Here is a 26,072-nt window from a genome sequence, read left to right on the forward strand (position 1 = left end):
GCGCATCACTTGGGCAGCGGCGCCACCGCGGGCGTGGTCGGCGCTACCGCTTCACGCTTGGCGTAGCGCTGGGCCAGCACTGCGCAGACCATCAGCTGGATCTGGTGGAACAGCATGATCGGCAGCAGCACCGGCCCCATGGTGCTGCCGGCGAACAGCACCTTGGCCATGGGCACTCCCGTGGCCAGGCTCTTCTTGGAGCCGCAGAAGACCACAGTGATCTCGTCCTCCTTGCTCATGCCCAGCAGCCGCGCGCTGTAGCGCGTGGCCAGCAGCACCAGGGTCAGCAGGGTGGCGCAGATGAACACCAGGCCCACCAGCGACAGGATCGGCGTCTCGCGCCACAGGCCTTCGATCACCGCGGCGCTGAAGGCGGTGTAGACCACCAGCAGGATGGACCCCTGGTCGACGAACTTGAGCTTGCCCTTGTGGCGATCGACCCAGTGGCCAATCACCGGGCGCAGCAGCTGGCCCGCGACGAAGGGCAGCAACAGCTGGACGCAGATCTTGACGATGGCATCGAGCGTACTCTGGCCGTCCGAGCCGCCGTGGGCGTCGAGCAGCAGCCGCACCAGCAGCGGGGTGAGGAAGATGCCGAGCAGACTGGACAGCGACGCACTGCAGACCGCGGCCGAGACGTTGCCGCGGGCCATGGAGACGAAGGCGATGGACGACTGCACCGTGGCGGGCAGGGCGCACATGAACAGCACGCCGAGATAGAGCTCCGGTGTCACCAGGGGCGCCAGCAGTGGCTGCAGCGCCCAGCCGAGTAGCGGAAAGCTGATGAAGGTGAAGGCGAACACCAGCAGGTGCAGTCGCCAGTGGGTGATGCCGGCCACCAGCGCCTGGCGCGACAGCTTGGCGCCGTGCAGGAAGAACAGCACGCCGATGGCGATGTTGGTCACCACGTTGGCGATCTGGGCGGCGAGGCCCTGGCAGGGCAGCACGCTGGCCAGGATCACCGTGGCGACCAGCAGCAGGGTGAAGTTGTCGGGCATCAGGCGGGGACGAGCCATGGTCTCTCTCGGGTTGTCTGTGGATGGCCCCAAGGCTATCGTCTCCTGACCTAGCCGACTAACGCGAAAAGCCCCAATGATGTCGTCAAACGGACAGTCTGCAATCGAACGTCCCGTTCCCATGCTCGCCCACCTGCCACGGCGGCTCTATGCTCGCGTCGAGTCCCTGGCGCAACCGGCCTGGACGCCCTGGCACCGGCATCCTTGGGGGCAGCTGTCCTATGCCATCAAGGGGGTGCTCACGGTGACCACCGCCGAGGGCAGCTACGTCGCGCCACCGCAGCGGGCGGTATGGATCGCCGCCGATGTCGAGCATCAGGTTCGGTCCTCGCCGCAGGCGGAGATGCGCAGTCTCTATGTGAGCGCCGAGGCAGCGCCCTATGTAGGCGAGCGCTGTCGCGTGGTAGCGGTGAGTCCCTTGATCCGTGAGCTGATCAAGACCTTCAGTGGCTTCGTCCGGGAATATGAGGAGGACGGGGCCGAGGGAAGGCTGGTGTCGGTGATGCTCGATCAGTTGCAGGCGGCGCCCGAGGTGGGACTATCGTTGCCGGCGCCCCAGGATGGCCGCCTGCGACTGCTGTGCGAGGCCCTGGCGGCCAATCCGTCGGACGACCGTACCCTGGCGCAGTGGTCGGGCGTGCTGGGGGCTTCGGAAAAGACCCTGAGCCGGGCCTTCTTGCGGGATACCGAACTGACCTTCAGGACCTGGCGCCAGCGGTTGCGGCTGATCAGTGCCCTCGAGCGCCTGGAGCAGGGCACCGCGGTGACCGAGGTGGCGCTGGATTGCGGCTACAACTCGCCGTCGGCCTTCATCGCGGCCTTTCGCCGCCAATTCGGCACGACGCCCGGGGCTTTCGCCCTGGGCGTCTAGTGTGGTGTTTCAGGGGTTCGTACAAGAGTTGGCGAGTGATTTTTGATTCCAGGCCAGGCGCCGCGACGAGTCATAGCAGGACTCTGGCGAGGAGGGGCAACGCCGTCCGGAAGCAAAAAGCGCCGCCACGATTGTGCAGATAACTTCTGAAACACCGCGCTAGCCTTCAGGCCGTGGCGCCGAGCAGGCTCAGGTAGTCGCCAAAACCGCCGCGGGCCCGGCAGTCCAGGCGCGAGCTGGTGCGCACCCGCACGCTGTTGCTCCAGGCGATGCGCGCGCCCTGGGTCTTGAGCGCGGTGACCAGGGTGACGTCCTCGTCCGCGGTCATGGGCGGAAAGCCGCCAGCGCGCAGATAGGCGGCCGCCGAGATGCCGAAGTTGGCACCGTGGATGTGCTGATGGCCTTCACGATCATGATAGGCCGCTTCATAGCGCGCCCTCAGGCCGGGGGAATGCGGGGCCCAGTCGTCCACCTCGACCACACCACAGACGGCATCGGCGCCGTAGGCGAGCTGGGCGGCGAACCAGTCCGGCGCCACTTCCGAGTCGGCATCGGTGCAGGCCAGCCAGCGTGCGCCCCGTTGGATCAGGTGGGCCGCGCCGGTCGCGCGGGTCAGGCCGACGTTGCAGGCCCAGACCTCCAGCGCGGTCACCGGCAGACGGCTAACGATGTCGGCGGTGCCGTCGGTGCAACTGTCCAGCACGATGACGATCTCGACGGCTTCACCCAGTAACGCCGGATGCCGCGCGGCGCGCAGGACGGATTGCAGACAGCGTTCGACGTGTTGCTCTTCGTTATGAGCGGGTATCACGGCACCTATCATAGAAGCTGCTCCCGGCGGGCGACGGAGGTGGGGTCGGAAGACCAGAGGGTGAGGACGAAATCGGCTTCTTCGAGATGGCTCAGGCGATGCAGGCCGGGCAGAGCGGCCATGCGTGCGTGGACCTGGTCGCCGGTCAGGGCGCAGCCGTCGATGGGGTGGCGCCAGTGGCACCCGAGCAGCACCCCGCCGGGCAACAGGGCGCTGTGGGCGCGATCCAGCAGGGCATCCAGGCCGCGCTCACCAAGGTAATAGCCGATCTCGCTGATGACGATGAGATCGAAGGCGGCCGCGGGCCAGGCGTCCGGCAACAGCAGGTGGCGGACCTCGACATGGGGCTGATCGGCCAGGCGCTCCCTGGCGGTGGCGACCGCCGAGGCATTGCCGTCGCTGACCAACAGGCGTTCGCAGCGTTCGGCCAGGCGACGGGACAGTTCACCGGTGGAGCAGCCTGGCTCATAGCCCTGGGTATAACGGCGGTGCGGCAGCACGGCCAAGGTAAGATCGCGCTTACGCGCCTCGTACCAGCGATGGCGGTAGTCCCAGGGATCTTCGCTATTGGCGTAGAGCGAGTCGAAATAGCTCATGGAGACGGTCACGTCAGATAGACCTCCCAGGCACGGGTGAGACGGGCGACCACCGCAGGCGGCAGGATCGGCCCCTGTCCCGTGCTGGCGTCCTCGGTCAGTTGACTGCCAAAAGCGCTGACCGCACGTTTTTTCAGCGCCAGGACGTCTTCCTCCAGATCCAGGCGGCGCGCCCGTTCCCAGGGCACGCGCGGATCACCGGGGGCGGCCCAGTGCCAGGTCCAGACCGGTACCTCGATGCAGCGAGCCCCGCGCAGCCGGCAGGCTTCCACCGCCGCGCGGCCGGTCGCTTCGTGATCGGGATGGCCATCCAGTCGCCAGGTGGCGAAGACCACGTCTTCGGGGGTGATGAACTCCACCAGCCGCTGTTGCAGAGTGCCTTCCTGCTCGCTGACCTGACCATCCGGGATCGCCAGGCGGGTCACGGTGGCGCGCTCCAGGCGCAGCCGACGCAGGGCTTCGCGGGTTTCCAGCGGGCGAGTATTACGCAGGCGGCTGACTGGCCAGAGTGTGGATTGCGGGTGACTACCATCGCCATCGGTGACAGCGACCAGTGCCAGGCGGCGACCCAGTTCGCCCAGCTGGCAGAGCAGGCCGCCGCAGCCGAGGATCTCGTCGTCCGGATGAGGCGCCACGATTACCGCGCGATGCCCGGGCGGGACCAGTTGCGCGGCCTCGATGGCCGGCATCTCGCCAAAGCCGGACCACTGCAGCCAGGCTTCGGGCGTGGTGCCGGCCCCTTTTATCTGACGATCGCCTACAGTTGCCAAGGGGTACCCTCCAGCAGATTGAGGTCACCCAGCACCGCCAGATCACGCTCGGCATGACTCTGGCGCAGGTAGACGGGCAGGTCCGCCATATGGCGGGCGCAATAGGCGTCGCGGCATAGCGGCGCGGCACCGAAGGCCCGGCCGGTATGGCGGACGACGATTTCGGCGCACTGTTCGACCAGGGCCCTTAGCTGGCAGATCGGATAGCGGGCGTCCGCTGCAGGCTCCTGGTCTATCCAATGTGCCGCCTGACGCAGCGCGGTCGCGGCGCCGAGCAACGCGGCATCCACGTGGCCCAGGTGAGCCAGGGCATGGGGTTCGCGATGGCGTTTGCAGTAGGCGCGCAGGGTGTCGGCCAGGGCGGTGGCCGACCCATACCAGCAGGCGGCGATGCCTCCGCCACCGTGCCAGAAGCCGGGGCGGTGCAGATAACGCCCAGGGGCTCCGACCAGTACGCCGGCGGCACCATCGAACAGCACGTCGACGCTGCCCGTATGCTGCATGCCGATGGCCCGCCAGCCGTCCTGGGTGACCTCGACGCCGGGTTGATTCATTTCCACCGCCACCAGCATCGGATGGTCGTCCATCCAGGCGGTGACCAGGGCGTGACTGACCAGGGCGGCACCGGAGCACCACGACTTGCGGCCGTGCAGGGTGACCATGCTGTCGGCGCCATAGCGCACCAGCAGACGGGCATCCGGCGGCTCGGCGGCCCAGACACCCCAGAGGCTCGCGGGCGGCGGCACGAAACCATCCAGTTCGCTGAGGATGGCGAGGGCATCGGTGTGGCCTTCGTACAGCTTGACCAGGCCCAGGTCGTGATTGGCTACCTTGGCCAGGGCGCGCCAGCGCTCCAGGGTCTGCCCCTGGCCTGGCAGCGGCAGGCGATCAAGGCCGCGCTGGTTGAGCATCTGGAGTCGGTGTTGCAGCAGTGCGGGAGTGACCTCGTCATAGGCCCACTCGTCCAGGGTGTCCTGAAGGTTATCCAGATCGATCGACATCGGCTCCATCCCGTGGCTGGCGACGGCGCTGTCCACGACAGCACTCGTTAGTGCAGACCACGGGCAGCGCTGAGGGGTTTCGCTTAGGCGGTACGTTGGCCGACGGCAGGCGCGTCGCTACTCAACGCCCAGCCGTTTGCGCCGCGCCGCCGTGAGGCCCTGGCGCACCTTGGCATACCCGGCCCAAGGATCGTCCTTGAGCGCTTCGAGGCGTTGCAGCAGGGAGTCGAAGCGCCATTGGTCGCTGGCCTCCAGGGTCGACAGCTCCTCGCGGGCGATGGGCACCGAAACGCCGAGGTGGGGACGGGCGCGCAGGGAAAAGGCACTGACCGTGGTGGCGCCATGGCGATTGCGCAGGTAGTCGACGAAGATCCGCCCCTGGCGATTCCGCGCGCCCATCTTGGCAGCGAAGAGCTTGGGCAGGGTATTGGCCAGGTGCTGGGCCGCCGCCTGGGCGAAGGCCTTGACGGTATCCCAGTCCTGACGCCGATCCAGCGGCACCACCAGGTGCAGGCCGCGGCCACCACTGGTCTTGACGAAGGCCTGCAGTTCCAGCTCATCGAGCAGAGTCAGCACCAGCTCCGTCGCTTCCACCATGCGCGACCAGGGCAGGGCGGGATCGGGGTCGAGATCGAGGATGAAGCGGTCGGGGCGGTCGATGCGGGCAGCGGTGGCATTCCAGGTATGGAGCTCCACCGTACCCATCTGCGCTGCGCCGATGAGGGCCTCGCGGCTATCGATGACCATCAGCGGTGCGTGGCCGGGATCCAGCGCCGGGTCGAGTTCGCGGATGTGGGGGATCGCCAGGGTCTGCTTGTGCTTCTGGAAGATCTGCTCGCCAGCGATGCCTGCGGGCGTGCGGACCAGGGCCACGGGTCGGTCGGCCAGGTGCGGCAGGATCCAGTCGGCGACGGCCGCATAATAGCCCGCGATGTCGAGCTTGCGTGCGCTGCTGGCCTCGTCGATGACCCGCTCGGGATGGCTGATGCGTACCCCGGCCACGGTGGCGTCCCGCTGCCTGCCCGGAGCTGGGCGACGCGAGGCGGAAGAGCGCGGCGCCTCGGCCTCGCGCGCCGGTGCGGCCTGTTCGAGGCCGATGCCCTCGGCCGGCTTGTCGTCACGCAGGCCATGGAAGACGCCCTGGCGGACGATGCGGTCCTGGGTCAGCTCGGCGTACGCGATCTCGCATAGCTGCTCGGGCCGCAGCCAGGTCACCTCGCGATAGGCGGTGCCCGTGGGTGGATCCACCACCGGCGGCTGATCGACGATCAGCGGCTGGAATCTGGCGTGCAGCTGCTTGAGCAGGGCCGCGGTGAAGCCGGTACCGACCTTGCCGGCATAGTGCAGCCGGCCCTGGTCATCGTGCAGCGCCACCAGCAGCGCACCGAGGTGCCGGCGACCGCCCTTGGGCGGGGTATAGCCGACGATGATGAATTCCTGGCGGTGGGCACACTTGAGCTTGATCCAATCCTTGTTGCGCCGCGAGCGGTAGGGACTGCCCAGGCGCTTGCCGATCACCCCTTCGAGACCGAGTTCGCAGGCACTGGCCAGAATGCGCTCGGCCGGTACCTCGAAGGCGGCGGAGAAGCGCAGCAGCTCGCTGTCGTTGCTTTCCTCCAGCAGCTTGCCGAGCAACTCGCGGCGCTGCTCGACCGGCACCTCGCGCAGGTCCGCGCCATTGAGATAGGGCAGATCGAACAGGTAATAGACGATGCGGGTGTCCTTGCCGGTCTCGAAGGCATTCTGCAGCGCCTGGAAGCTGGAGACGCCCTGGGCATCATTGACCACGATCTCGCCGTCCAGCCAGGCGCTCTCCAGGCCGAGCGCGGCCAGGGCCTTGGCCTGCTCCGGCAGGCGCTCGGTCCAGTCGTTGCCACTGCGAGTGAAGAGGCGCACCACACCGCCCTCGATATGGGCGAGCAGCCGATAGCCGTCGTATTTCACCTCGTACAGCCAGTCGCCGGCCGGTGGACTGTCGACCAGGGTCGCCAACTGGGCTTCCAGGGTCTCGGGCAGCTCGGCCTCGCGCGCCCTGGCGGTGGCCTGGTGTGCCGGCGGCTGGGTTGCCTCGGGTTTGGCGGGGGTTTTGGCCTTGGACTGCGCCAACCGAGGCAGGGTCTTGTCGCTCAGCACGCTGTCGGGCTCGGCGACCGTCACCTCGTAGTCGGCGGTGTCGCGCGCCTGGTCGTCGCGTTCCTTGATCAGCAACCACTGGGGCTTGTCGCTGTGGCCCTGCAGCCGGGTGCGTACCAGGGTCCAGTGGCCGCGCAGCTTCTCGCCCCTCAGTTCGAACTTGAGCTTGCCGGCGGCATAGCCCTCGGCCGCATCGCCATCGGCCTGCCATTCGCCGCGATCCCAGACGATGACATCGCCCGCGCCGTACTGGCCTTCGGGAATGCTGCCCTCGAAGCCGCCGTAGGCGAGGGGGTGATCCTCCACCTGCACCGCCAGGCGCTTTTCGCCGGGATCGAGGCTGGGGCCCTTGGGCACCGCCCAGCTCTTCAAGGTGCCATCCAGCTCCAGACGGAAGTCATAATGCAGGCGGCGCGCGTCGTGCTTCTGGATGACGAAACTCAGGGCGTCCTTGGCCTTGCGCCGGCGGGAGCTGCCCTCGTCACGCGGCTCGGCGGTGATATCGAAGTTGCGCTTGCGGTTGTATTCGCTGGTCGAGCTGGCCATGGCGGCGCTCCTCACTTGGCCTTGCGGGTGCGGCTGGCGGCAGGGCTACGTCGACTGGTCGCCCGGCCGGAACCCTTGGGTTTGGGCGCCTCCTTGTCCTTCTTACCACCGAGGCTGCGGCGCAACAATTCGGTGAGGTCGATGACGTCGGCGCCGCTGTCCTCGGTGTCGGGCTCCTCGGCGACGGCTTCGAGCTTGCCGTCCTTGAGCTTGCGTTCCACCAGCGCCATGACGTTGTCCTTGAAGGTGTCGTGGTACTGCTCCGGGTCCCATTGCTCGGTCATGTCGTCCACCAGGCGCTGGGCCATGTCCACTTCCTTCTTGCTGACCTTGGCGTCCAGACCTTCGAGCCCGACGTCTTCCGCGGACCGCACCTCGTCGGCCCAGCGCAGGGTGTTCAGCACCAGAGCGTCGCCCAGCGGCATGATCACCGCCAGGTGCTGCTTGGAGTGCATCACCAGGTTGGCCACGCCCACCTTGCCGGCGGCGCTCAGGGTGTCGCGGAGCAGGGCATAGACCTTTTCGCCGTTCTTGTCCGGCGCCAGGTAGTAGGGCTTTTCGAAGTGCAGGATGGAGATCTCCCGCGCCTCGACGAAGGTGAGGATGTCGATGGTGCGGGTGGCCTCGGGCAGGGCGTTGTGGATCTCGTCTTCGCTGAGCACCACGTACTTGCCCTTGCCGTGCTCGATGCCCTTGACGATGTGTTCACTGGGCACCTCCTTGCCGGTGGTCTTGTTGATGCGCTTGTAGCCCACCGGATCGAGGCTGCGCTCGTCCAGCCAGTCGAAGTCGATGCCCGATTGCCGGGTCGCCGAGACGACCGAAACGGGGATGTGCACCAGGCCGAAGCTGACGGCGCCTTTCCAGATCGAGCGGGGCATGGGCGTTCTCCTTTTGGGGTATCCCCTATGGATAGGCCGGCGATCCACCGGGTTCCGCCCCGGGGAACCCCGCTCCGCTGTTGGGTTCTACCACCGGAACGGCGATTTTGCCGTCGCAGGTGCAAGGTAGAGAGGTGGCAAGGCGTGGACAGTGTCGATCAAGAAGTGTTGCGCATGACCCTGGCCTGGCGACGGGCAGGCCAGGGCGTCAGCCTGTTCACCGTGGTCCAGACCTGGGGCAGCTCACCGCGGCCGCCGGGTGCCATGCTGGCCTTGCGCGACGACGGCCAGGTCTGCGGCTCCGTATCCGGCGGCTGCATCGAGGACGACCTGATCGCCCGGCTGCACGCCGGCCAGTTCGCCGGCGAGCGCCCGGAGATCATCACCTACGGCGTCTCCGGTGACGAAGCCGCGCGCTTCGGACTGCCCTGCGGTGGCACCCTGCGCCTGGTCCAGGAGCGGGTTGTCGACTGGCACTGGGTGGAGCAGCTGCTGCAGCGCTGCGACGGCCACGAACTGGCCCTGCGCGAACTGGACCTGGCCAGTGGCGAGGTACGGATCTCCAACGCCACCCGCGATGAGCCGGTCGCCCTGGACGCGAATTGCCTGCGCCTGGTGCACGGACCGCGCTGGCGGCTGCTGCTGATCGGGGCCGGCCAGCTGTCGCTCTATGTCGCCGACATGGCCGCCATGCTCGACTTCGAGGTGCTGGTCTGCGATCCACGCGAGGAATTCCGCCAGGGCTGGGAGACACGCCAGGCGCGTTTCATCGCCGGCATGCCGGATGATGCCGTGCTGGCGATCCGCCCGGACGAGCGCACGGCGGTGGTGGCCCTGACCCACGACCCCCGGCTGGATGACCTGGCGCTGCTGACGGCGCTGCAATCCGACGCCTTCTATGTCGGCGCCCTGGGTTCGCTGCGCAACAACGACCGACGGCGGGAGCGGCTGCTGCAACTGGACGTGCCGCTGGCGGCGATCAATCGCCTGCACGGCCCCATCGGCCTGCACATCGGCAGTCATACGCCGCCGGAAATCGCCCTATCGCTGTTGGCGGAGGTGGTCGCTGTCAAGAACGGCATCGCCCTGACCCAGAAGAAGCGCGCCCTGGTGGCGGTGGAGCAGGTCGCCTAGGGATGCCAGGCATTCAGGTGCTGATTCTCGCGGCGGGTGCCGGAAACCGTTTCCGCGCCGCAGGCGGAGGCGACAAGCTGCAGGCCACCCTGCCCGGACCGTCCGAGCTGACGGTATTGCAGGCGACCTTTCGGCTTTGGCGAGGCTCGGGTCTGCCGTGCCTGGCCGTGGTCTCGGACAGTGCCCCCTGGCGTGCCGAGCTGGCGCATCAGGAAGGCCTGGTGGTGCTGAGCCTGCCCACTACCGGCATGGGCGACAGCCTCGCCGCCGCGGTGCGTGCGACACCCGGTGCGTCCGGCTGGTTGGTAGCCCTGGGCGACATGCCCTTCGTGCAGCACGCCACGGCCCGCCAACTGCTGGACCTGCATCACCCCGAGCGTATCGTCGTCCCAACCTACCAGGGCAGGCGTGGCCATCCCGTGCTCTTTGGTCGGAATTTTGCCGCTGCGCTAGGCGAACTCGAAGGTGACGAGGGAGCGAAACGGCTGCTGCGCGAGGGTTCGGTGCTAGAGCGGGAGATCGCGGATGCCGGTATCCATCGCGACATCGACACCCCTGCCGACTTGGAAGATACCCGGCAAATGGCCCAAGAACTTCCCCGTTTGGCCGTCCTTCCAACGGAGGAGAACCGCTTTTGGGGACACGCATTCATGAACACCATCGAGTCCATGCTGGACTATCTCAAGACGCGCGAGCTGCAGCTCACCACGGCCGAATCCTGCACGGCCGGCAAGGTGGTGGGGTTGCTGTCGGAGGTACCCGGCAGCGGCAGCTGCATCGAATCCGGTTACGTCGTCTATTCGCCCGAGGCCAAGCAACGCCTGCTGGGCGTCAAGCCGGAAACCATCGAGCGGCACAACCTCACTAGTGAGGAGGTGGCGCGGGAGATGGCCGCCGGCGCCTTGCGTGACAGTCCGGCCCAGGTGGCCATCGCCAATACCGGGCTGGCCGGGCCAGGCGGGGCGGATGGCATTCCGCAAGGGACCGTCTGTTTCGCCTGGGGCTACCGGGTCGGTGACGACATCGTGCTCTATTCTGAAACCCAGCACTTCCCCGGCGATCGCGAAGCCGTCCAACTTGCGGCGGCCCGGCACAGTCTCGGCGCCGTGGTGCCCTATCATCAACGTCTCGAACGCGAATCAGAGGAGAACGCCCGATGACCGAAGCCCTTCAGCGCGACATCATCCAGGCCCTGCAAGTCCCCGAGCATTTCGATCCGGCCACGGAAGCGGAGCGTCGTATCCAATTCCTCAAGGACTACCTGCTCGACAGCCGGCAGGAAAGCTACGTGCTGGGCATCAGTGGCGGCGTGGATTCCTCCACCGCTGGCCGACTCGCCCAACTGGCGGTGGAGCGGGCGCGCGAGGAGAGCGGCAATGCCCGCCTGAGGTTCATCGCCATGCGCCTGCCCTATGGCGTCCAGCGTGACGAAGCGGATGCCCAGCGCGCCCTGCAATTCATCCAGCCCGACGAGACCCATACCGTCAACATCAAGCCAGCCAGCGATGCCATGCTCGCCTCGGTCCGCGAAGCCCGGGTGGCCTTCGATGACGAACTGCATGAGGACTTCACGCTGGGCAACATCAAGGCGCGCCAGCGCATGATCGCCCAGTACGCGGTAGCCGGCGCACGCCGGGGGCTGGTGATAGGCACCGATCATGCGGCGGAAGCCCTGATGGGCTTCTATACCAAGTTCGGCGACGGCGCCTGTGACCTCACACCCCTGCATGGTCTCAACAAGCGACGGGTACGGGCGGTAGCCGAGTGGCTGGGCGCACCGGATGACCTAGTACACAAGGTACCGACCGCCGATCTGGAATCCCTGTCGCCCGGCAAGGCCGATGAAGATGCCTTTGGCATCACCTATGCCGAGATCGACGATTTCCTGGAAGGCAAGGCGGTAAGCCCGGCAACCCTGGAGATCATTCTCAATACCTACCGGCGCAGCGCCCACAAGCGTGATCTCCCCTATACGCCTTTCCTTTAAAATCATGAGGTTATAGGTTTTTCATCAAGCAAGTTCTCGATGTCAGCTTGAGGTGATCGCCATTCCGAAGTGCGCCTCGGTGGTGTTCAACGAACACCGAGGCGTTGTTTGCCAAGTCATAAATCGCCTTATGTATATCTCTTAACTGAATGATATATAAGGATTTTATCCTTTTTACTGTGTCTGTCACTCATTGCGGTTTGGCTGAACTTTTGCGCGTCGCCAGCGTTCAGACTCTTTCAGACACACCCGTGTGAGTGCTTCCGGTTGCAGTAGAGCCACGGCTGTCTGGAGTGGCGTCCTCATGGGTGTCGCTGCGGGTTACCGAATCCCTTCAAGGGTTCGGCCAGCCGGGCCTCTTTGGCGGCAAGCCAAGCAGTAGCGGGTTCATGACCAAGGTCGCAGCGCCGGCGCTTTGCGACCTTTCACGCGTCCCTAGATGGAGTCAGGCTCGATGTCGAACACCGATCTCCCCGGTTCTTTTTCCACGCTGTCCCTCGATCCCGCTACCGCTGCCCAGACCCCCCGCATCGCCATAGAGTCGGTCACGCCGGCCGTGGACAATGGCCAGTTCGCCGCCAAGGGCATCGCCGGGCGGGTCGTCGAGGTGACCGCCAAGATCTTCGCCGATGGGCACGACAAGCTGGCTGCCAGCGTGCTCTGGCGGCAGGAGGGCGAAGAGAGCTGGCAACAGGCTCCGCTGACGCTCGAAACCAACGACCTCTGGCGTGGGCACTTCACGCCGCCTGCTGTGGGCCGCTATGAATTCGTGGTCCAGGCCTGGTGGGATGTCTGGGGCACCTATCGCTACGAAATCGAGAAGAAGTACGCCGCGGGTGTCGGGCTGGACTTGGAATTGCAGGAAGGCCGTATCCATCTCGAGCAGGCGCTGTCTCGTGCTGAGGGCGAGCAGCGTGGTCCGCTGGAGGCGCTGCTGCAGCGTCTGGACCAGGCCGACAGCGAAGGCGACAAGGTCGCCGCGCTGCTATCGGGCGACGCGAGCCAGGCCATGGCGCCGGTGGATGCCTATGTGCATCTGACCCACAGCGTCGAATACCCGCTGGACATCGAGCGCCTGCGTGCCGAATTCGCCAGCTGGTACGAACTCTTTCCGCGTTCCATCACCGACGATCCCCAGCGCCATGGGACCTTCCGCAACGTGATCGGCGAATTGCCGCGCGTCCGTGACATGGGCTTCGATGTCCTGTACTTCCCGCCGATCCATCCGATCGGCCTGGCCCACCGCAAGGGCAAGAACAACACCCTGGGGGCAGGCGTGGATCAGCCGGGCAGTCCCTATGCCATCGGCGGCCCCGATGGCGGCCACGATGCCGTGCATCCCGAGCTGGGTACCCTGGAAGATTTTCGCGCCCTGGTGGCCGCCGCCGCCGATCACGGCCTGGAGATCGCCCTGGACTTCGCCATCCAGTGCTCGCCTGACCATCCGTGGCTCAAGGAGCACCCGGGCTGGTTCTCCTGGCGGCCGGATGGCTCGATGCGCTACGCGGAGAATCCGCCGAAGAAGTACCAGGACATCGTCAACGTCGATTTCTATGCCAAGGATGCCGTGCCGGATCTGTGGCTGGCGCTGCGAGACGTGGTCTGGCACTGGGTGGAGCAGGGCGTGAAGATCTTCCGCGTCGACAACCCCCATACCAAGCCGCTGCCGTTCTGGGAGTGGCTGATCGCGGACATCCGCGGTCGCGACGCCGATGTCATGTTCCTCGCCGAAGCCTTCACCAAGCCGGCCATGATGGCGCGCCTGGGCAAGGTCGGGTACAGCCAGAGCTACACCTACTTCACCTGGCGCAACACCAAGGCCGAGTTGACCGAATACTTCACCCAGCTCAACGAAGCCCCGCTGCGTGACTGCTACCGGCCGAACTTCTTCGTCAACACGCCGGACATCAACCCGGGCTTCCTGCAGACCAGCGGCCGGCCCGGCTTCCTGATCCGCGCGGCCCTGGCCACCATGGGCTCGGGTCTATGGGGCATGTACGCCGGCTTCGAACTCTGCGAGGGCGCGCCACTCACGCCGGGCAAGGAGGAGTACCTGGATTCGGAGAAATACGAGCTGCGGCCGCGCGACTTCTATGCGCCCGGCAACATCATGGGTGAGATCGCCCAGCTCAACCGCATCCGCCGGCAGAACCCGGCGCTGCAGACCCACCTGGGACTGAAGATCTACACCTGCTGGAACGACCAGATCCTCTATTTCGGCAAGCGCACCGACGACCTGGGCAACTTCATCCTGATCGCGATCAACCTGGATCCCTTCAACGCCCAGGAAGGCCATTTCGAATTGCCGCTGTGGGAGCTGGGTCTCGACGATCACGCCACCACCTACGGCGAGGACCTCATGACCGGGCACCGCTGGGCCTGGCACGGCAAGACCCAGTGGACGCGCCTGGAGCCGTCGATGCCCTTCGGCATCTGGCGCATCCAGGCGGGCCACTAGCGATACCTCGGGCGGTGTGGGCCAGGCAGTTCGGACAGATCCGCACTGACCTGACCCGGCCGTCATCACTGCCGGGCGGCAAGGACGACCGGTACACGCATTCGATTCAGACGCCCTGTTAAGGACCTGACGACATGGCAAAACCCAATAAAGCTCGTTCCCGCAAACCCGCTGCCTTCATCGACGATCCGCTCTGGTACAAGGATGCGGTCATCTATCAGGTGCATGTGAAGTCGTTCTTCGACTCTAACAACGATGGCATCGGCGACTTCCCCGGCCTGATCGAGAAGCTCGACTACATCGCCAGCCTGGGCGTCAACACCATCTGGCTGCTGCCGTTCTATCCCTCGCCGCGGCGCGACGACGGCTACGACATCGCCGAATACCGCGGTATCCACCCCGACTACGGCACCATGGCCGATGCCAAGCGCTTCATCGCCGAGGCGCACGCCCGTGGCCTGCGGGTGATCACCGAACTGGTCATCAACCACACCTCCGACCAGCATCCCTGGTTCCAGCGCGCCCGGCGCGCCAAGAAGGGGTCGGCGGCGCGCAACTTCTATGTCTGGTCCGATGACGACCAGAAGTACGATGGCACCCGCATCATCTTCCTCGACACCGAGAAGTCCAACTGGACCTGGGACCCGGTCGCCGGTCAGTATTTCTGGCACCGCTTCTACTCTCACCAGCCGGATCTGAACTTCGACAATCCGCAGGTGATGAAGGCGGTCATCTCCATCATGAGGTACTGGCTGGACATGGGCGTCGACGGCCTGCGCCTGGATGCCATTCCCTACTTGGTGGAGCGCGACGGCACCAACAACGAGAACCTGCCCGAGACCCACGTGGTCCTCAAGCAGATCCGTGCCGAGATCGACGCCAACTATCCCGACCGCATGCTGCTGGCCGAGGCCAACCAGTGGCCGGAAGACACCCAGCTGTACTTCGGCGATGGCGACGAATGCCACATGGCCTTCCACTTCCCGCTGATGCCGCGCATGTATATGGCCATCGCCCAGGAAGACCGCTTCCCCATCACCGACATCCTGCGCCAGACCCCGGAGATCCCGGCCAATTGCCAGTGGTCGATCTTCCTGCGCAACCACGACGAACTGACCCTGGAGATGGTGACCGACCGCGAGCGGGACTATCTCTGGAACTACTATGCCTCGGATCGCCGCGCGCGCATCAACCTCGGCATCCGTCGCCGCCTGGCGCCCCTGCTGGAGCGCGACCGCCGTCGTATCGAGCTGCTCAACAGCCTGCTGCTGTCGATGCCCGGTACGCCGACGATGTATTACGGCGACGAAATCGGCATGGGTGACAACATCCACCTGGGCGACCGCGATGGCGTGCGCACCCCGATGCAGTGGTCGGTCGACCGCAACGGTGGCTTCTCCCGCGCCGACCCAGCCAGCCTGGTGCTGCCGTCGATCATGGATCCGCTCTACGGCTACCAGGCGATCAACGTCGAGGCCCAGTCCCGCGATCCCCATTCGCTGCTCAACTGGACGCGGCGCATGCTGGCCGTGCGCAAGCAGCAGAAGGCCTTCGGTCGCGGCACCCTGAAGATGCTGTCGCCCACCAACAGACGCATCCTGGCCTACTTGCGCGACTTCACCAATGCCCAGGGCGAGCACGAGACCATTCTCTGCGTGGCGAACGTCTCCCGTGCCGCCCAGGCGGTGGAACTGGATCTGTCCAGCTTCGCCGGTCAGGTACCGGTGGAAATGATCGGTGGCAGCGCCTTCCCGCCCATCGGCCAGCTCCCCTATATGCTGACCCTGCCGCCCTATGGCTTCTACTGGTTCTACCTGGCCGGCAACGAGCAGATGCCTGCCTGGCACACCGAGCCGCCGGCGCCGATGCCCGACTACCAGACGGTGGTCATCAAGCGCAATCTGCAGGAGTTGCTGGACGGCGAGCCGCGCCGCATCTTCGAAGAGGTGTTGCCGGTCTATCTGCCCAAGCGTCGCTGGTTCGGCTCCAAGGACGAAGCCATCACCAGCGTGCGCCTGGACTATGCGGCCCAGATCAACACGCCCAAGCTGCCGGTGATGTTCAGCGAAGTGGTGGTGACCAATGCCAAGGGCGAAGAGCGCTATGCACTGCCCCTGGGCTTCCTCGCCGAAGAGGACCAGCATTGCAGCCCGCTGGCGACCCAGCTGGCCCTTTCGCGCATCCGCCACGTGCGGCGCGTGGGCCTGGTGACCGATGCCTTCGCCCTGACCAGCTTCGTGCATGGCGTGTTCGATGCCTTCCGCAAGGGCGCCAGGATTGCTTCGCCTTCCGGCGAGTTGAGCTTCGAGGTCTACGATCAGCCCGAGGACTTCGCGCTGGATCCGGACATCGAGATCAAGCACCTGGGCGTCGAGCAGTCCAACAGCTCGCTGATCGTCGGTGACCACCTGATGCTCAAGCTGATCCGCAAGGTGGCGCCGGGCATCCATCCGGAAGTGGAGATGGGGCGCTATCTGGCCCAGGCCGGCTTCGCCAACATCGCCGCGACCCATGCCGTGGCCCAGCGCATCGCGGCGGATGGTACGCCGCACGTGTTGATGTTGGTCCAGCAGCACATTCATAACCAGGGCGATGCCTGGACCTGGAGCCTGGACGGACTGGATCGCGTCACCCGCGATCTGCTCAGCGGCGGCATCTCCGACGTGGAGAACGAGTTCACCGCCATGGGCGATCTGACTGCCTTCGCGGGTGTGCTGGGCAAACGTTTGGGCGAGATGCATCTCGTGCTGGCACAGCCCACCGAGGACGCGGCCTTCGCCCCCGAGACCGTGGACGCCCAGGCGGCCAAGGACCTGGCGCATCGCGTTCGCCTCCAGGTGGACAACGCCCTGGATACCCTGCAGGGGATGGGCGATCAGCTCGACGCCGCTGGCAAGGAGCTGCTGCAGGGCCTGATCGGCAAGCGCAAAGCCCTGGCCAAGCGCATCGAGGCCCTGGCGGCCGATGTCGAAGGTGGTCTGCGCATCCGCGTCCACGGCGACCTGCACCTGGGTCAGGTGCTGGTAGCCCAGGACGATGCCATCCTCATCGACTTCGAAGGCGAGCCGGCGCGGTCGCTGGAAGAGCGACGCGGCAAGTACGGTCCGCACAAGGACGTCGCCGGGGTGCTGCGCTCCTTCGACTACGCGGCGGCCATGGTCACCCAGTCGAGCAACGCCGGCGCGGATACCTCGGAAGAGCACCTGCAACTGCGTGCCAAGGCGGCGGAGACCTATCGCAATGCCTCCTACGCGGCCTTCCTGGAAGGCTACCGCACTGCGGCGGCCGGCGTCGGCCACCAGTGGAGCGAGCGCGGTGAGCAGGCGGCGCTGGATCTCTACAGCCTGGAGAAGGCGGTCTATGAGATAGGCTACGAGGCTGCCAACCGACCCACTTGGATCAATATCCCGCTACGTGGCGTCGCCGCCATCGTTGAGACCCTCTTGTCCGGAGCCCGCGCATGACCGATCACAATACCGCTCCTGTCGCTCCGCTGGACGACGCCCGGCTCTCGGCTGCCGAAGCCGAGTCCCTGGCCCGTGGCGAGCACGGCAACCCCTTCGCCGTGCTCGGCCCCCATCCCGATGGCGAAGGCGTGATCGTTCGCGCCTTCCTGCCCAACGCCCTGGGCGTGGCGCTGGTCGATCGCGTCAGCGGTCGGCCGCTGGCCCAGATGCAGCCCGGGCGGGTGCCTGGGCTATTCGTCGCGCGGCTCGATTACGCCGCGCCCTACAAGCTGGTCATCCGCTGGCCCAGCGGCGTGCAGGAGACCGAGGATCCCTATTCCTTCGGCCTGCTGCTGGGGGAAACCGACCTCTATCTGTTCAACGAAGGCCGCCACCGTAACCTCGGCGAGACCTTTGGCGCCCAGCGCTGCCAGGTCGACGGCGTGGAAGGCGTGCGCTTCGCGGTCTGGGCTCCCAATGCCCGCCGCGTTTCGGTGGTCGGCGACTTCAACAGCTGGGACGGTCGCCGTCTGCCCATGCGTCTGCGGGCCAACAGCGGGGTCTGGGAGCTGTTCGTCCCGCGCCTGCCGGTCGGCACCTCCTACAAGTACGAGATCCTCGGCCAGCACGGCGTGCTGCCGCTCAAGGCCGATCCCATCGCCCTGGCCGCGGAATTGCCGCCGCGCACCGCTTCGGTGGTGGCCGACAACAAGCCCTTCACCTGGCACGACCAGGATTGGATGACCCGCCGCCGCGAGCTGCAGGGCGTGGAAGCACCCATCGCGGTGTACGAACTGCACGCCGGGTCCTGGCGCCGCGAAGGCGGTGACGAGGGGCGCCAGTACAACTGGCGCGAGTTGGCCGAGCGCCTGATTCCCTACGTCCGCGAGATGGGCTTCACCCATATCGAGCTGCTGCCCATCATGGAGCATCCCTTCAGCGGATCCTGGGGCTACCAGCCCCTGGGCCAATTCGCGCCCACCTCGCGTTTCGGCACGCCGGCGGATTTCGCCGCCTTCGTCGACGCCTGCCACCAGGCCGATATCGGCGTCATTCTCGACTGGGTGCCGGCGCATTTCCCCACCGACGAACACGGCCTGGCCCGCTTCGACGGCACCGCGCTGTACGAATACGAGCATCCCTTCGAAGGCTTCCACCAGGACTGGAACACCTACATCTACAACCTGGGGCGTCACGAAGTGCACGGCTTCATGCTGGCCTCGGCCATGCACTGGCTCAAGCACTTCCACATCGACGGCCTGCGGGTGGATGCCGTGGCCTCCATGCTCTACCGCGACTATTCGCGCAAGCACGGTGAGTGGATCCCCAACATCCATGGTGGCCGCGAGAACCTAGAAACCATCGCCTTCCTGCGCCATCTCAACGAGGTGGTCCACGAGGAGGCACCGGGTGCCCTGGTGATCGCCGAGGAATCCACCTCCTGGCCGGGCGTCAGTGCGCCGGTCAGCGAGGGCGGCCTGGGTTTCGACTTCAAGTGGAACATGGGCTGGATGAACGACACCCTCCATTACGTGGAAGAGGACCCGGTCTATCGCCAGTACCATCACCACCAGATGACCTTCGGCCTGGTGTATGCCTGGTCCGAGCGCTTCATGCTGCCGATCTCCCACGACGAAGTGGTGCATGGCAAGGGCTCGATGATCGAGAAGATGCCGGGTGACGTCTGGCAGAAGTTCGCCAACCTGCGCACCTACCTGAGCTTCATGTGGACCCATCCAGGCAAGAAGCTGCTGTTCATGGGCTGCGAGTTCGGCCAGTGGCGCGAATGGAGTCATGACCGCGAACTGGACTGGTTCCTGTTGGAACACGGCACCCATCGCGGTGTGCAGCAGTTGCTGGCCGACCTCAACCGGCTCTATCGCCAGGAACCGGCACTGCACGAACGCGATCACCTGCCCGAAGGTTTCGACTGGGTGGTCGGGGACGACAATGGCAACAGCGTCTTCGCCTGGTTGCGCAAGGATGCCCAGCAGCAACCATTGCTGGTGATCGGCAACTTCACGCCGGTACCGCGGCACGACTACCGGGTGGGCGTGCCTTCGCTGGGCCATTGGCAGGAGATCTTCAACAGCGATGCCGAGCGCTATGGTGGTTCCAACCTGGGCAACGGCGGCGGGGTAACGGCCGAAGAGATCGGCGCCCATGGTCAGCCGGCTTCGCTGAATCTGCAGTTGCCCCCCCTCGGTTTGCTGGTGTTCAAGCCGCAGGGCTGATCCGGGAGCGCCCCATACGGGGCGCGTTCCGCTGACAGGCATCCCCGTTCTGGGCGATGCTTGTCAGGCATCTGGCAACCGAGAGCACCATGATCGATCTCGCCGAATGGAATCTGACGGTTCCCGTACCTATGCCCGTGGCCCAGGTACAGACCGCCGAACTCAACAGCAGCGCCTTTCGCAGCCCCTATCTCGCGCGCGGTGAGGGGGGATCGCTGGTGTTCTGGGTCCCGGTGACCGGCACCCCGCAACCCTTCAACGCCTATCCCGCCACCGAGCTGCGCGAAACGCGCCCGGACGGCAGTGCCTATGCCTGGAAGTACCGCGAAGGGGATGCCCTGCTGCAAGCTGAAGCCGTTGTGCAGCAGGTGCCCTCGCGGCCCGAGGTCATCATCAGCCAGATCGAAGACCAGACAGCCGTGCCGGTAGCGCCCCAGGCGCTGTTGCAGCTGGTGTATCGGGTGGAAAGCGTAGCCAGTGGCAAGGGACAGGTGGAGCAGGGGCAACTCGTCGCCCGGTTGCGGGAAAGTCCCGCCGATAGCCCCAAGGACGTCATCCTGCTGGAGCGCCTGCCTCTCAACAGCCGCTTCAGCTATGACATCAAGCTGGCCCGCAGTGGCGTGCTGACCGTACGCGCCCATGGCGCCGGTTCGCGTAACGGTGACCTGGGTCTGCAACTCGACAGCGCCTGGAGCAGCCATCACCTGTATTTCAAGGCCGGTGCCCGCTTGCGCGATGGCGAAGGGCCCGCCACCGAAGGCGGGCGTGTGCTGTTCTACCGGCTGATTTCCATGCACCAGCCCAGCAACCGTTGAGGCCGCTTCAGGTCGCGTGCTTTTCCTGCTGCTTGCGCTCTTCGCGCCGGTCGTTGCTGACCTTGAGCTTCTTGGCCCGGCTTTCCAGAGCGAAGTAGAGCACGGCCGCGATCAGCAGTGGCAGGATGAAATACAGCGTCCGGTAGCCGAGCAGGGCGGCGATGATCTTGCCCTGGGAGAGGCCGTCATTGGCCAGCAGGGCGATGAACACCGTCTCCAGCACCCCGACCCCAGCCGGGATATGCACGATGACCATGGCGATGCTGGAGAGCAGCAACACGCCCAGCACGTGCAGATAGTCCACCTGGCGGCCGAGGAACAGGTAGACGATGGCCGCCATGGCCATCCAGTTGATCGAGGACACCAGCAGCTGCAGGCAGGCCATGCGCAGCGAGGGCAGGGCGAGACGCTGCTTGCGTACCGTCCATTCGCGCTGCTTGGCGAAGGTACAGACGCCCAGGTAGAAGACGATGAAGGCCAGCAGCCCGAAGCCGATCAGTCGCAGCGTGGTGTCGCCGACGAACCAGTTGGGCGGCATGTCCACTACGCCGCTGACGAAGATGCCGCCCGCGAGCAGCACGTACCCCAGCCAGTTGGTGGCGATGCTCAGGGAAAAGATCCGGGTGATGGTGCCGCTGGAAAGTCCCAGTCGTGAATAGAGACGGTATCTCATGCCGATACCGCCGACCCAGGTGCTCAGGGTCAGGGTGAAGGCGTAGCAGATGAAGGACACCAGGAACACCTGGCGCTTGACCAGCTTGTGCCCGCAATAGGCACGCCCGATAAGGTCATAGCAGCCGTACATGATGTACGACAGCACCACCAGGCCGCCGGCCATGGCCAGCGTCGTCCACCTGTAGCCGGTGAAGACCTTCCAGACCTCGCCCCAGTCGACCTTGCGGGCATAGATCACCAGCAGCACCACCACCGCGATCAGAAAGACCCAGGTGAGGAGCTTCTTCGCCAGCACCCAGCGACCGTTCTGCGGTTTGTCGGCGGCCTGCTGGTCGTCCTCGTCGTGGGCGTGATCCAGGGCGTCGCTGTGGCTACTCATCGTTGGGGATACCTTGAAATCGAGGAATCGACCCGATCCTGGGTTTCGAGTTCGGGCTGCACTGGCGGACTCACCAATTCGATCTTGGGGGTATGACCGGGCAGCCAGCCGACCCAGGCGGGAAAGTGGCGCAGGAAGTGAAAGACCAGCATCGTCTTGGCCAGGTGCCAGTAGGTGCGCTTGGGTACCTTGCTGCTGTCGACGTGCTCGCAGTGATTCTGGATCAGGGTTTCCAGGCGGCCGCGCAATTCACGGTTGAAGGCGTGGTCATGGAAGATCAGGTTGCATTCGAGGTTCAGCGAGAGACTCAAGGGGTCGAGATTGCTCGAACCCACGGTGGACCAGTGCTCGTCCATGGTCGCCACCTTGCCGTGCAGGGGCCGCAGGCAATATTCGTAGATCTCTACCCCGGCCTTGACCAGGTAGTTGTAGAGCATCTGGGCGCCCACCTTGACGATGGCCATGTCCGGCTCGCCTTGCACGATCAGCACCACGCGCACGCCGCGTTGCGCCGCGTTGCGCATCTCCCTGAGCAGCCGATAGCCGGGGAAGAAGTAGGCGTTGGCGATCACCACCTCGCGCTTGGCGTTACGCAGCATCTCCAGGTAGTGCTTTTCGATGTCGGCGCGATGCTCGTCGTTGTCGCGGAATACCAGCAGCGCCTGGGCATTGCCGGGATTGCGGTTGTCGGCCGGCTTCTGCGAACGCTTGCCCCACCAGCGGTGGGTTTCCTCCGGGGAGTTGATGGCGTCGCGGGCGAAGCGGTGGATGTCGTCGACGATGGGGCCTTCGACCTCGACGGCGTAGTCCTGCTTGGCTTCGGGCCCGAAGTCGCCCAGGTGCTCGGCGGAATAGTTGATGCCGCCGATGAAGCCCAGGCGGGCGTCCACCACCACGATCTTGCGATGCAGGCGGCGGAAGAGATTGGTCCGCATGCCCATGACCAGGGGGCGCGGATCGTAATAGCGAAAGCGCACGCCGGCATGCACCATTTCATCGATGAAGTCGCGTGGCAGATCGGGTGAGCCGTAGGCGTCCACGGTGATGTCCACCTGGACACCCCGCTTGGCCGCCGCGACCAGTTCTTCCTGCAATGCCTTGCCGACCTTGTCGTAGAAGAGGATGAAGGTCTCGATGATGACCTCGCGCTCGGCGGCGCGGATGGCCTCGAAGACCCGTGGAAAGAAGTCCTCGCCGTTTTCCAGCAAGGCGATGCGGTTTCCGTCCCGCCATTCGAAATTCATAGGTGGAAGTCCGCAGCCAGGGGAGCATGGTCGGACAGGTGCGACCACGGCTGATTGCCCAGCACCTGTGGGCGCCCGACGCTGACGTTGCGCGTGTAGATGCGATCCAGGCAGAGCAGCGGTCGCTTGGCCGGGAAGGTCTTGGGCAGGCGCCCCGCGGTCTTCATGAACACCTCTTCGAGTCCCGCGCCCTGGCCAAGGATGTCATTGGCCTTCTGGCGCCAGTCGTTGAAGTCCCCTGCCACCACGACGGGGGCGTCGCTGGGCAGGGAGTTGATGTGCTCGCAGATCAGCTGCATCTGCATCTGCCGATGTTTCTCGCGCAGGCCCAGATGCACGCAGATGACGTGCAGATCCACGGCCTGATCCGGGATACGCAGGACGCAATGCAGCATCCCGCGCTTTTCCGGACCGGCGATGGAAATGTCGAAGTTGTCGTAACTGACGATGGGAAACTTCGACAGCACCGCATTACCGTGATGGCCGTCCGGGTAGACCGCATTGCGCCCGTAGGCGAAGTCGGTCCACATCGAATCGGCCAGGAACTCGTACTGCGGCGCTGCCGGCCAGTTCTCGAAGCGCAACGGGTGCTTTTCGTGGGTACCCAATACCTCCTGTAAGAAGACAATGTCCGCTGACACCGTCCGCACCGCCTCGCGCAATTCCGGCAAGATGAACTTGCGGTTGAAGGACGTGAAGCCCTTGTGCGTGTTGATGGTCAGGACCTTGAACGAAAAACCCTGTTGCGCGTTCGTCATGCCTGGCGCTTCCTCCGCTTGGTCTGGGTCAGCTCGAACAGCAATACCGAGCGTCCGGTGACCTGATAGGTATCCCCGAAATTGAAGACGTCGCCGGCATCCAGGTCAGGCTGATTGGTATCCAGCTGCAGGGACCAGTGCTCGCCCATGGGGACTTCCGGCAGGGTGAAATCCACCACGTCATAATGAGCATTGACCAGAATCAGCAGCGAGGTATCCGCGCCCTTGCGACGGATGCCGGTCGGCTGGGCACGGCCATCGAGCAGGATGCCCATGCACTTGTTGCTGCCGTCCTGCCACTGCTCGTCGCCCATCTCGGTGCCGCCGGGCTGCAGCCAGGTGACGTCCTTGACGCCCAGTTCCTCGTTGTAGGCGCCGGTGAAGAAGCGGCTACGACGCAGCAGCGGATAGCGCCGACGCAGGTCGATCAGGTTGCGCACGTACTCCTGCAGCTCGGCGCTCTTTTCGCTGATTTCCCAGTTGACCCAGCCGATCTCGCTGTCCTGGCAGTAGCCGTTGTTGTTGCCGCCCTGGGTACGCGCGAACTCGTCCCCGGCCAGCAGCATAGGCGTGCCCTGGGAAAGGAAGAGGGTAGCCAGCAGGTTGCGCATCTGCCGATAGCGCAGTTCGATGATCTCCGGATCATCGGTCTCGCCTTCGACACCGCAGTTCCACGACAGGTTATGGGAGTGGCCGTCGTTGTTGCCTTCGCCATTGGCCTCGTTGTGCTTGTCGTTGTACGACACGGTATCGGCCAGGGTGAAGCCATCGTGGGCGGTCACGAAGTTCACCGACGAGTAGGGCTTGCGACCGCGGCGGTTGAACTTGTCGCCGGAGCCCAGCAGGATCTTCGCGAAATCGCCGATCTTGTCTTCGTCACCCTTCCAGAAGGCACGCGCGGTGTCGCGGAAGGTGTCGTTCCACTCCATCCAGCCGGGTGGGAAGTTGCCGACCTGATAGCCGCCGGGGCCGCAGTCCCAGGGTTCGGCGATGAGCTTGGTCTCGGCCAGGATCGGATCCTGACGGCAGGCATGCAGGAAGCCGCCACCTTCGTCGAAGCCGTCCGGCTCGCGACCCAGGATGGTGGCCAGGTCGAAGCGGAAGCCGTCCACGCCCATCTCGGTCGCCCAGTAGCGCAGCGAGTCGGTGACCATCTGCAGCACGCAGGGGTGGCTCATGTTCAGGGTGTTGCCGGTACCGGTGTCGTTGATGTAGTAACGCGCATCATCGGGCATCAGGCGGTAGTAGTTGGCGTTGTCGATGCCCTTCAGCGAGAGGGTCGGGCCCATCTCATTGCCTTCGGCGGTGTGGTTGTAGACCACGTCGAGGATGACCTCGAGGCCGGCATTGTGCATGCGCGCGACCATCACCTTGAATTCGCCGATGGACTGGCTGGCCATGTAGCGCGAGTGTGGGGCGAAGAAGGCCAGGGTGTTGTAGCCCCAGAAGTTTCTCAGGCCCTTTTCCAGCAAATGGTTGTCATCGAGGAAGTAGTGGATCGGCATCAGCTCGACGGACGTTACGCCGAGCGACTTGATGTAATCGATGACTTCGCTTTCCTGCAGACCGGAGAAGGTGCCCCGGGCGTTCTCGGGCACTGCCGGGTGCTGCATGGTGTAACCGCGTACATGGGTCTCGTAGAACACGGTGCGGTCACGTGGGACACGCGGATGGGTGGTGTTACCCCAGGTGAAGGCGGGGTCGATGACCCGGCAGCGCGGCATGAAGGGGGCGCTGTCACGTTCGTCGAAGGACAGGTCGCCGTCGGCGTGGCCGATGGTGTAGCCGAACAGGGCGTCGTTCCACTCCAGCTCGCCGACGATCTGCTTGGCGTAGGGATCGATCAGCAGCTTGTTGTGGTTGAAGCGATGGCCATTCTGCGGCTCATAGGGGCCGTGTACCCGGTAACCGTAGAGGGTGCCGGGACGGGCATCGGGCAGGTAGCCGTGCCAGATCTCGTTGGTGAATTCCGGCAGTTCGATGCGTTCGATTTCTTCCTTGCCTTCGTCGTCGAAGAGACAGAGTTCTACCTTCGTGGCGTTGGCGGAAAAGATGGCGAAGTTCACGCCGGAGCCGTCCCAGGTAGCGCCCAGGGGATAGGGCAGGCCTTCACGAACACGAGACTTGGACTTGCTGATGAACGCGGTCGCTTCGGTTAAGGGCTTGTTGGAATCGGTTGATGTCATTTCGACGCTCTCGGGGATAGCTAGGAAGGAAGTAGCTCTGACTCGGCTCTCAATACCTGCCGGTGGCTGAATCTATACAGATCCGGCTACCTGTATATGAAAGGCCCGACGCAGCGCAGTTCCGGGCCCTG

General features: G+C 65.1%; 19 protein-coding genes and 1 pseudogene. 9 read left to right on the forward strand and 11 right to left on the reverse strand.

Features of this window, described 5'->3' with window-relative positions; translation table 11 throughout:
* Positions 1-5: 5 nt before the first annotated feature.
* On the reverse strand, positions 6-1,016 hold the full coding sequence (locus RCF34_RS00135; protein ID WP_308706324.1) for a bile acid:sodium symporter family protein: 1,011 nt from the start codon (positions 1,014-1,016) through the stop codon (positions 6-8).
* Positions 1,017-1,095: 79 nt separating this feature from the next.
* Between RCF34_RS00135 and RCF34_RS00140 the strand changes: the two genes are divergently transcribed.
* Complete coding sequence (locus RCF34_RS00140; RefSeq protein WP_374941149.1) at positions 1,096-1,887, forward strand: helix-turn-helix domain-containing protein; 792 nt, start codon at positions 1,096-1,098, stop codon at positions 1,885-1,887.
* Positions 1,888-2,053: 166 nt separating this feature from the next.
* On the opposite strand, the gene RCF34_RS00145 is transcribed toward RCF34_RS00140, so the two are convergent.
* From RCF34_RS00145 to RCF34_RS00170, 6 genes are all read right to left on the reverse strand, one after another.
* Positions 2,054-2,710, reverse strand: a complete 657-nt coding sequence (locus RCF34_RS00145; RefSeq protein WP_308706326.1) for a glycosyltransferase — start codon at positions 2,708-2,710, stop codon at positions 2,054-2,056.
* Positions 2,707-3,294: a class I SAM-dependent methyltransferase gene (locus RCF34_RS00150; protein ID WP_308706327.1), complete on the reverse strand. Its 588-nt coding sequence runs from the start codon at positions 3,292-3,294 to the stop codon at positions 2,707-2,709. Before RCF34_RS00150 ends, RCF34_RS00145 begins: the two co-directional genes overlap by 4 nt.
* A gap of 8 nt (positions 3,295-3,302) precedes the next feature.
* Positions 3,303-4,064 (reverse strand): PIG-L family deacetylase, encoded by a 762-nt coding sequence (locus RCF34_RS00155; RefSeq protein ID WP_308706328.1) that lies wholly within the window; start codon positions 4,062-4,064, stop codon positions 3,303-3,305.
* A complete protein-coding gene (locus tag RCF34_RS00160) occupies positions 4,052-5,065 on the reverse strand; it encodes an acyl-CoA dehydrogenase (RefSeq protein ID WP_374941150.1) in 1,014 nt (337 codons plus the stop codon). Before RCF34_RS00160 ends, RCF34_RS00155 begins: the two co-directional genes overlap by 13 nt.
* Positions 5,066-5,182: 117 nt before the next feature.
* The gene (ligD, locus tag RCF34_RS00165) at positions 5,183-7,744 is read right to left on the reverse strand and encodes a DNA ligase D (protein ID WP_308706330.1); all 2,562 of its coding nucleotides are present in this window, start codon (positions 7,742-7,744) and stop codon (positions 5,183-5,185) included.
* An 11-nt stretch (positions 7,745-7,755) separates the two neighbouring features.
* Positions 7,756-8,625: a Ku protein gene (locus RCF34_RS00170; RefSeq protein WP_308706331.1), complete on the reverse strand. Its 870-nt coding sequence runs from the start codon at positions 8,623-8,625 to the stop codon at positions 7,756-7,758.
* 144 nt (positions 8,626-8,769) lie between these two features.
* On the opposite strand from RCF34_RS00170, the gene RCF34_RS00175 reads away from it, so the two are divergent.
* The 8 genes and pseudogenes from RCF34_RS00175 to RCF34_RS00210 all read left to right on the forward strand — a co-directional run bounded on the left by RCF34_RS00175 (position 8,770) and on the right by RCF34_RS00210 (position 20,699).
* On the forward strand, positions 8,770-9,759 hold the full coding sequence (locus RCF34_RS00175; RefSeq protein WP_308706332.1) for an XdhC family protein: 990 nt from the start codon (positions 8,770-8,772) through the stop codon (positions 9,757-9,759).
* A gap of 2 nt (positions 9,760-9,761) precedes the next feature.
* Positions 9,762-10,244: pseudogene (locus tag RCF34_RS00180) on the forward strand (NTP transferase domain-containing protein); the annotation flags it as partial.
* Between the two features lie 165 nt (positions 10,245-10,409).
* Positions 10,410-10,919 carry a CinA family protein gene (locus RCF34_RS00185; protein WP_308707495.1) on the forward strand — a complete coding sequence of 170 codons (510 nt, stop codon included), beginning with the start codon at positions 10,410-10,412 and terminating at the stop codon, positions 10,917-10,919.
* Entirely contained in the window at positions 10,916-11,746 is an 831-nt protein-coding gene (gene nadE / locus RCF34_RS00190) for an ammonia-dependent NAD(+) synthetase (protein WP_308706333.1), read from the forward strand. Before RCF34_RS00185 ends, nadE begins: the two co-directional genes overlap by 4 nt.
* A 454-nt stretch (positions 11,747-12,200) precedes the next feature.
* A complete protein-coding gene (locus tag RCF34_RS00195) occupies positions 12,201-14,204 on the forward strand; it encodes an alpha-1,4-glucan--maltose-1-phosphate maltosyltransferase (RefSeq protein WP_308706334.1) in 2,004 nt (667 codons plus the stop codon).
* A 134-nt stretch (positions 14,205-14,338) separates the two neighbouring features.
* Positions 14,339-17,668, forward strand: a complete 3,330-nt coding sequence (gene treS / locus RCF34_RS00200; protein WP_308706335.1) for a maltose alpha-D-glucosyltransferase — start codon at positions 14,339-14,341, stop codon at positions 17,666-17,668.
* Positions 17,665-19,884: a 1,4-alpha-glucan branching protein GlgB gene (gene glgB, locus RCF34_RS00205; protein WP_308706336.1), complete on the forward strand. Its 2,220-nt coding sequence runs from the start codon at positions 17,665-17,667 to the stop codon at positions 19,882-19,884. The genes treS and glgB overlap by 4 nt, the downstream gene beginning before the upstream one ends.
* An 89-nt stretch (positions 19,885-19,973) precedes the next feature.
* Entirely contained in the window at positions 19,974-20,699 is a 726-nt protein-coding gene (locus RCF34_RS00210; protein WP_308706337.1) for a polysaccharide lyase family 7 protein, read from the forward strand.
* 7 nt (positions 20,700-20,706) lie between these two features.
* Here the strand turns inward: RCF34_RS00210 and RCF34_RS00215 are convergent, their stop codons facing one another.
* From RCF34_RS00215 to glgX, 4 genes are read right to left on the reverse strand one after another with little or no spacing between them, the layout of a single operon-like run.
* Positions 20,707-21,753 (reverse strand): YbhN family protein, encoded by a 1,047-nt coding sequence (locus RCF34_RS00215; protein WP_308706338.1) that lies wholly within the window; start codon positions 21,751-21,753, stop codon positions 20,707-20,709.
* Positions 21,750-22,997 carry a cardiolipin synthase ClsB gene (gene clsB, locus RCF34_RS00220; RefSeq protein WP_183630126.1) on the reverse strand — a complete coding sequence of 416 codons (1,248 nt, stop codon included), beginning with the start codon at positions 22,995-22,997 and terminating at the stop codon, positions 21,750-21,752. Before clsB ends, RCF34_RS00215 begins: the two co-directional genes overlap by 4 nt.
* A complete protein-coding gene (locus tag RCF34_RS00225) occupies positions 22,994-23,755 on the reverse strand; it encodes an endonuclease/exonuclease/phosphatase family protein (protein WP_133861799.1) in 762 nt (253 codons plus the stop codon). The genes clsB and RCF34_RS00225 overlap by 4 nt, the downstream gene beginning before the upstream one ends.
* A complete protein-coding gene (gene glgX / locus RCF34_RS00230; RefSeq protein WP_308706339.1) occupies positions 23,752-25,941 on the reverse strand; it encodes a glycogen debranching protein GlgX in 2,190 nt (729 codons plus the stop codon). The genes RCF34_RS00225 and glgX overlap by 4 nt, the downstream gene beginning before the upstream one ends.
* Positions 25,942-26,072 lie beyond the last annotated feature (131 nt).

The organism is Pseudomonas sp. 102515, from assembly GCF_031085165.1.
Lineage (GTDB): Bacteria > Pseudomonadota > Gammaproteobacteria > Pseudomonadales > Pseudomonadaceae > Chryseomonas.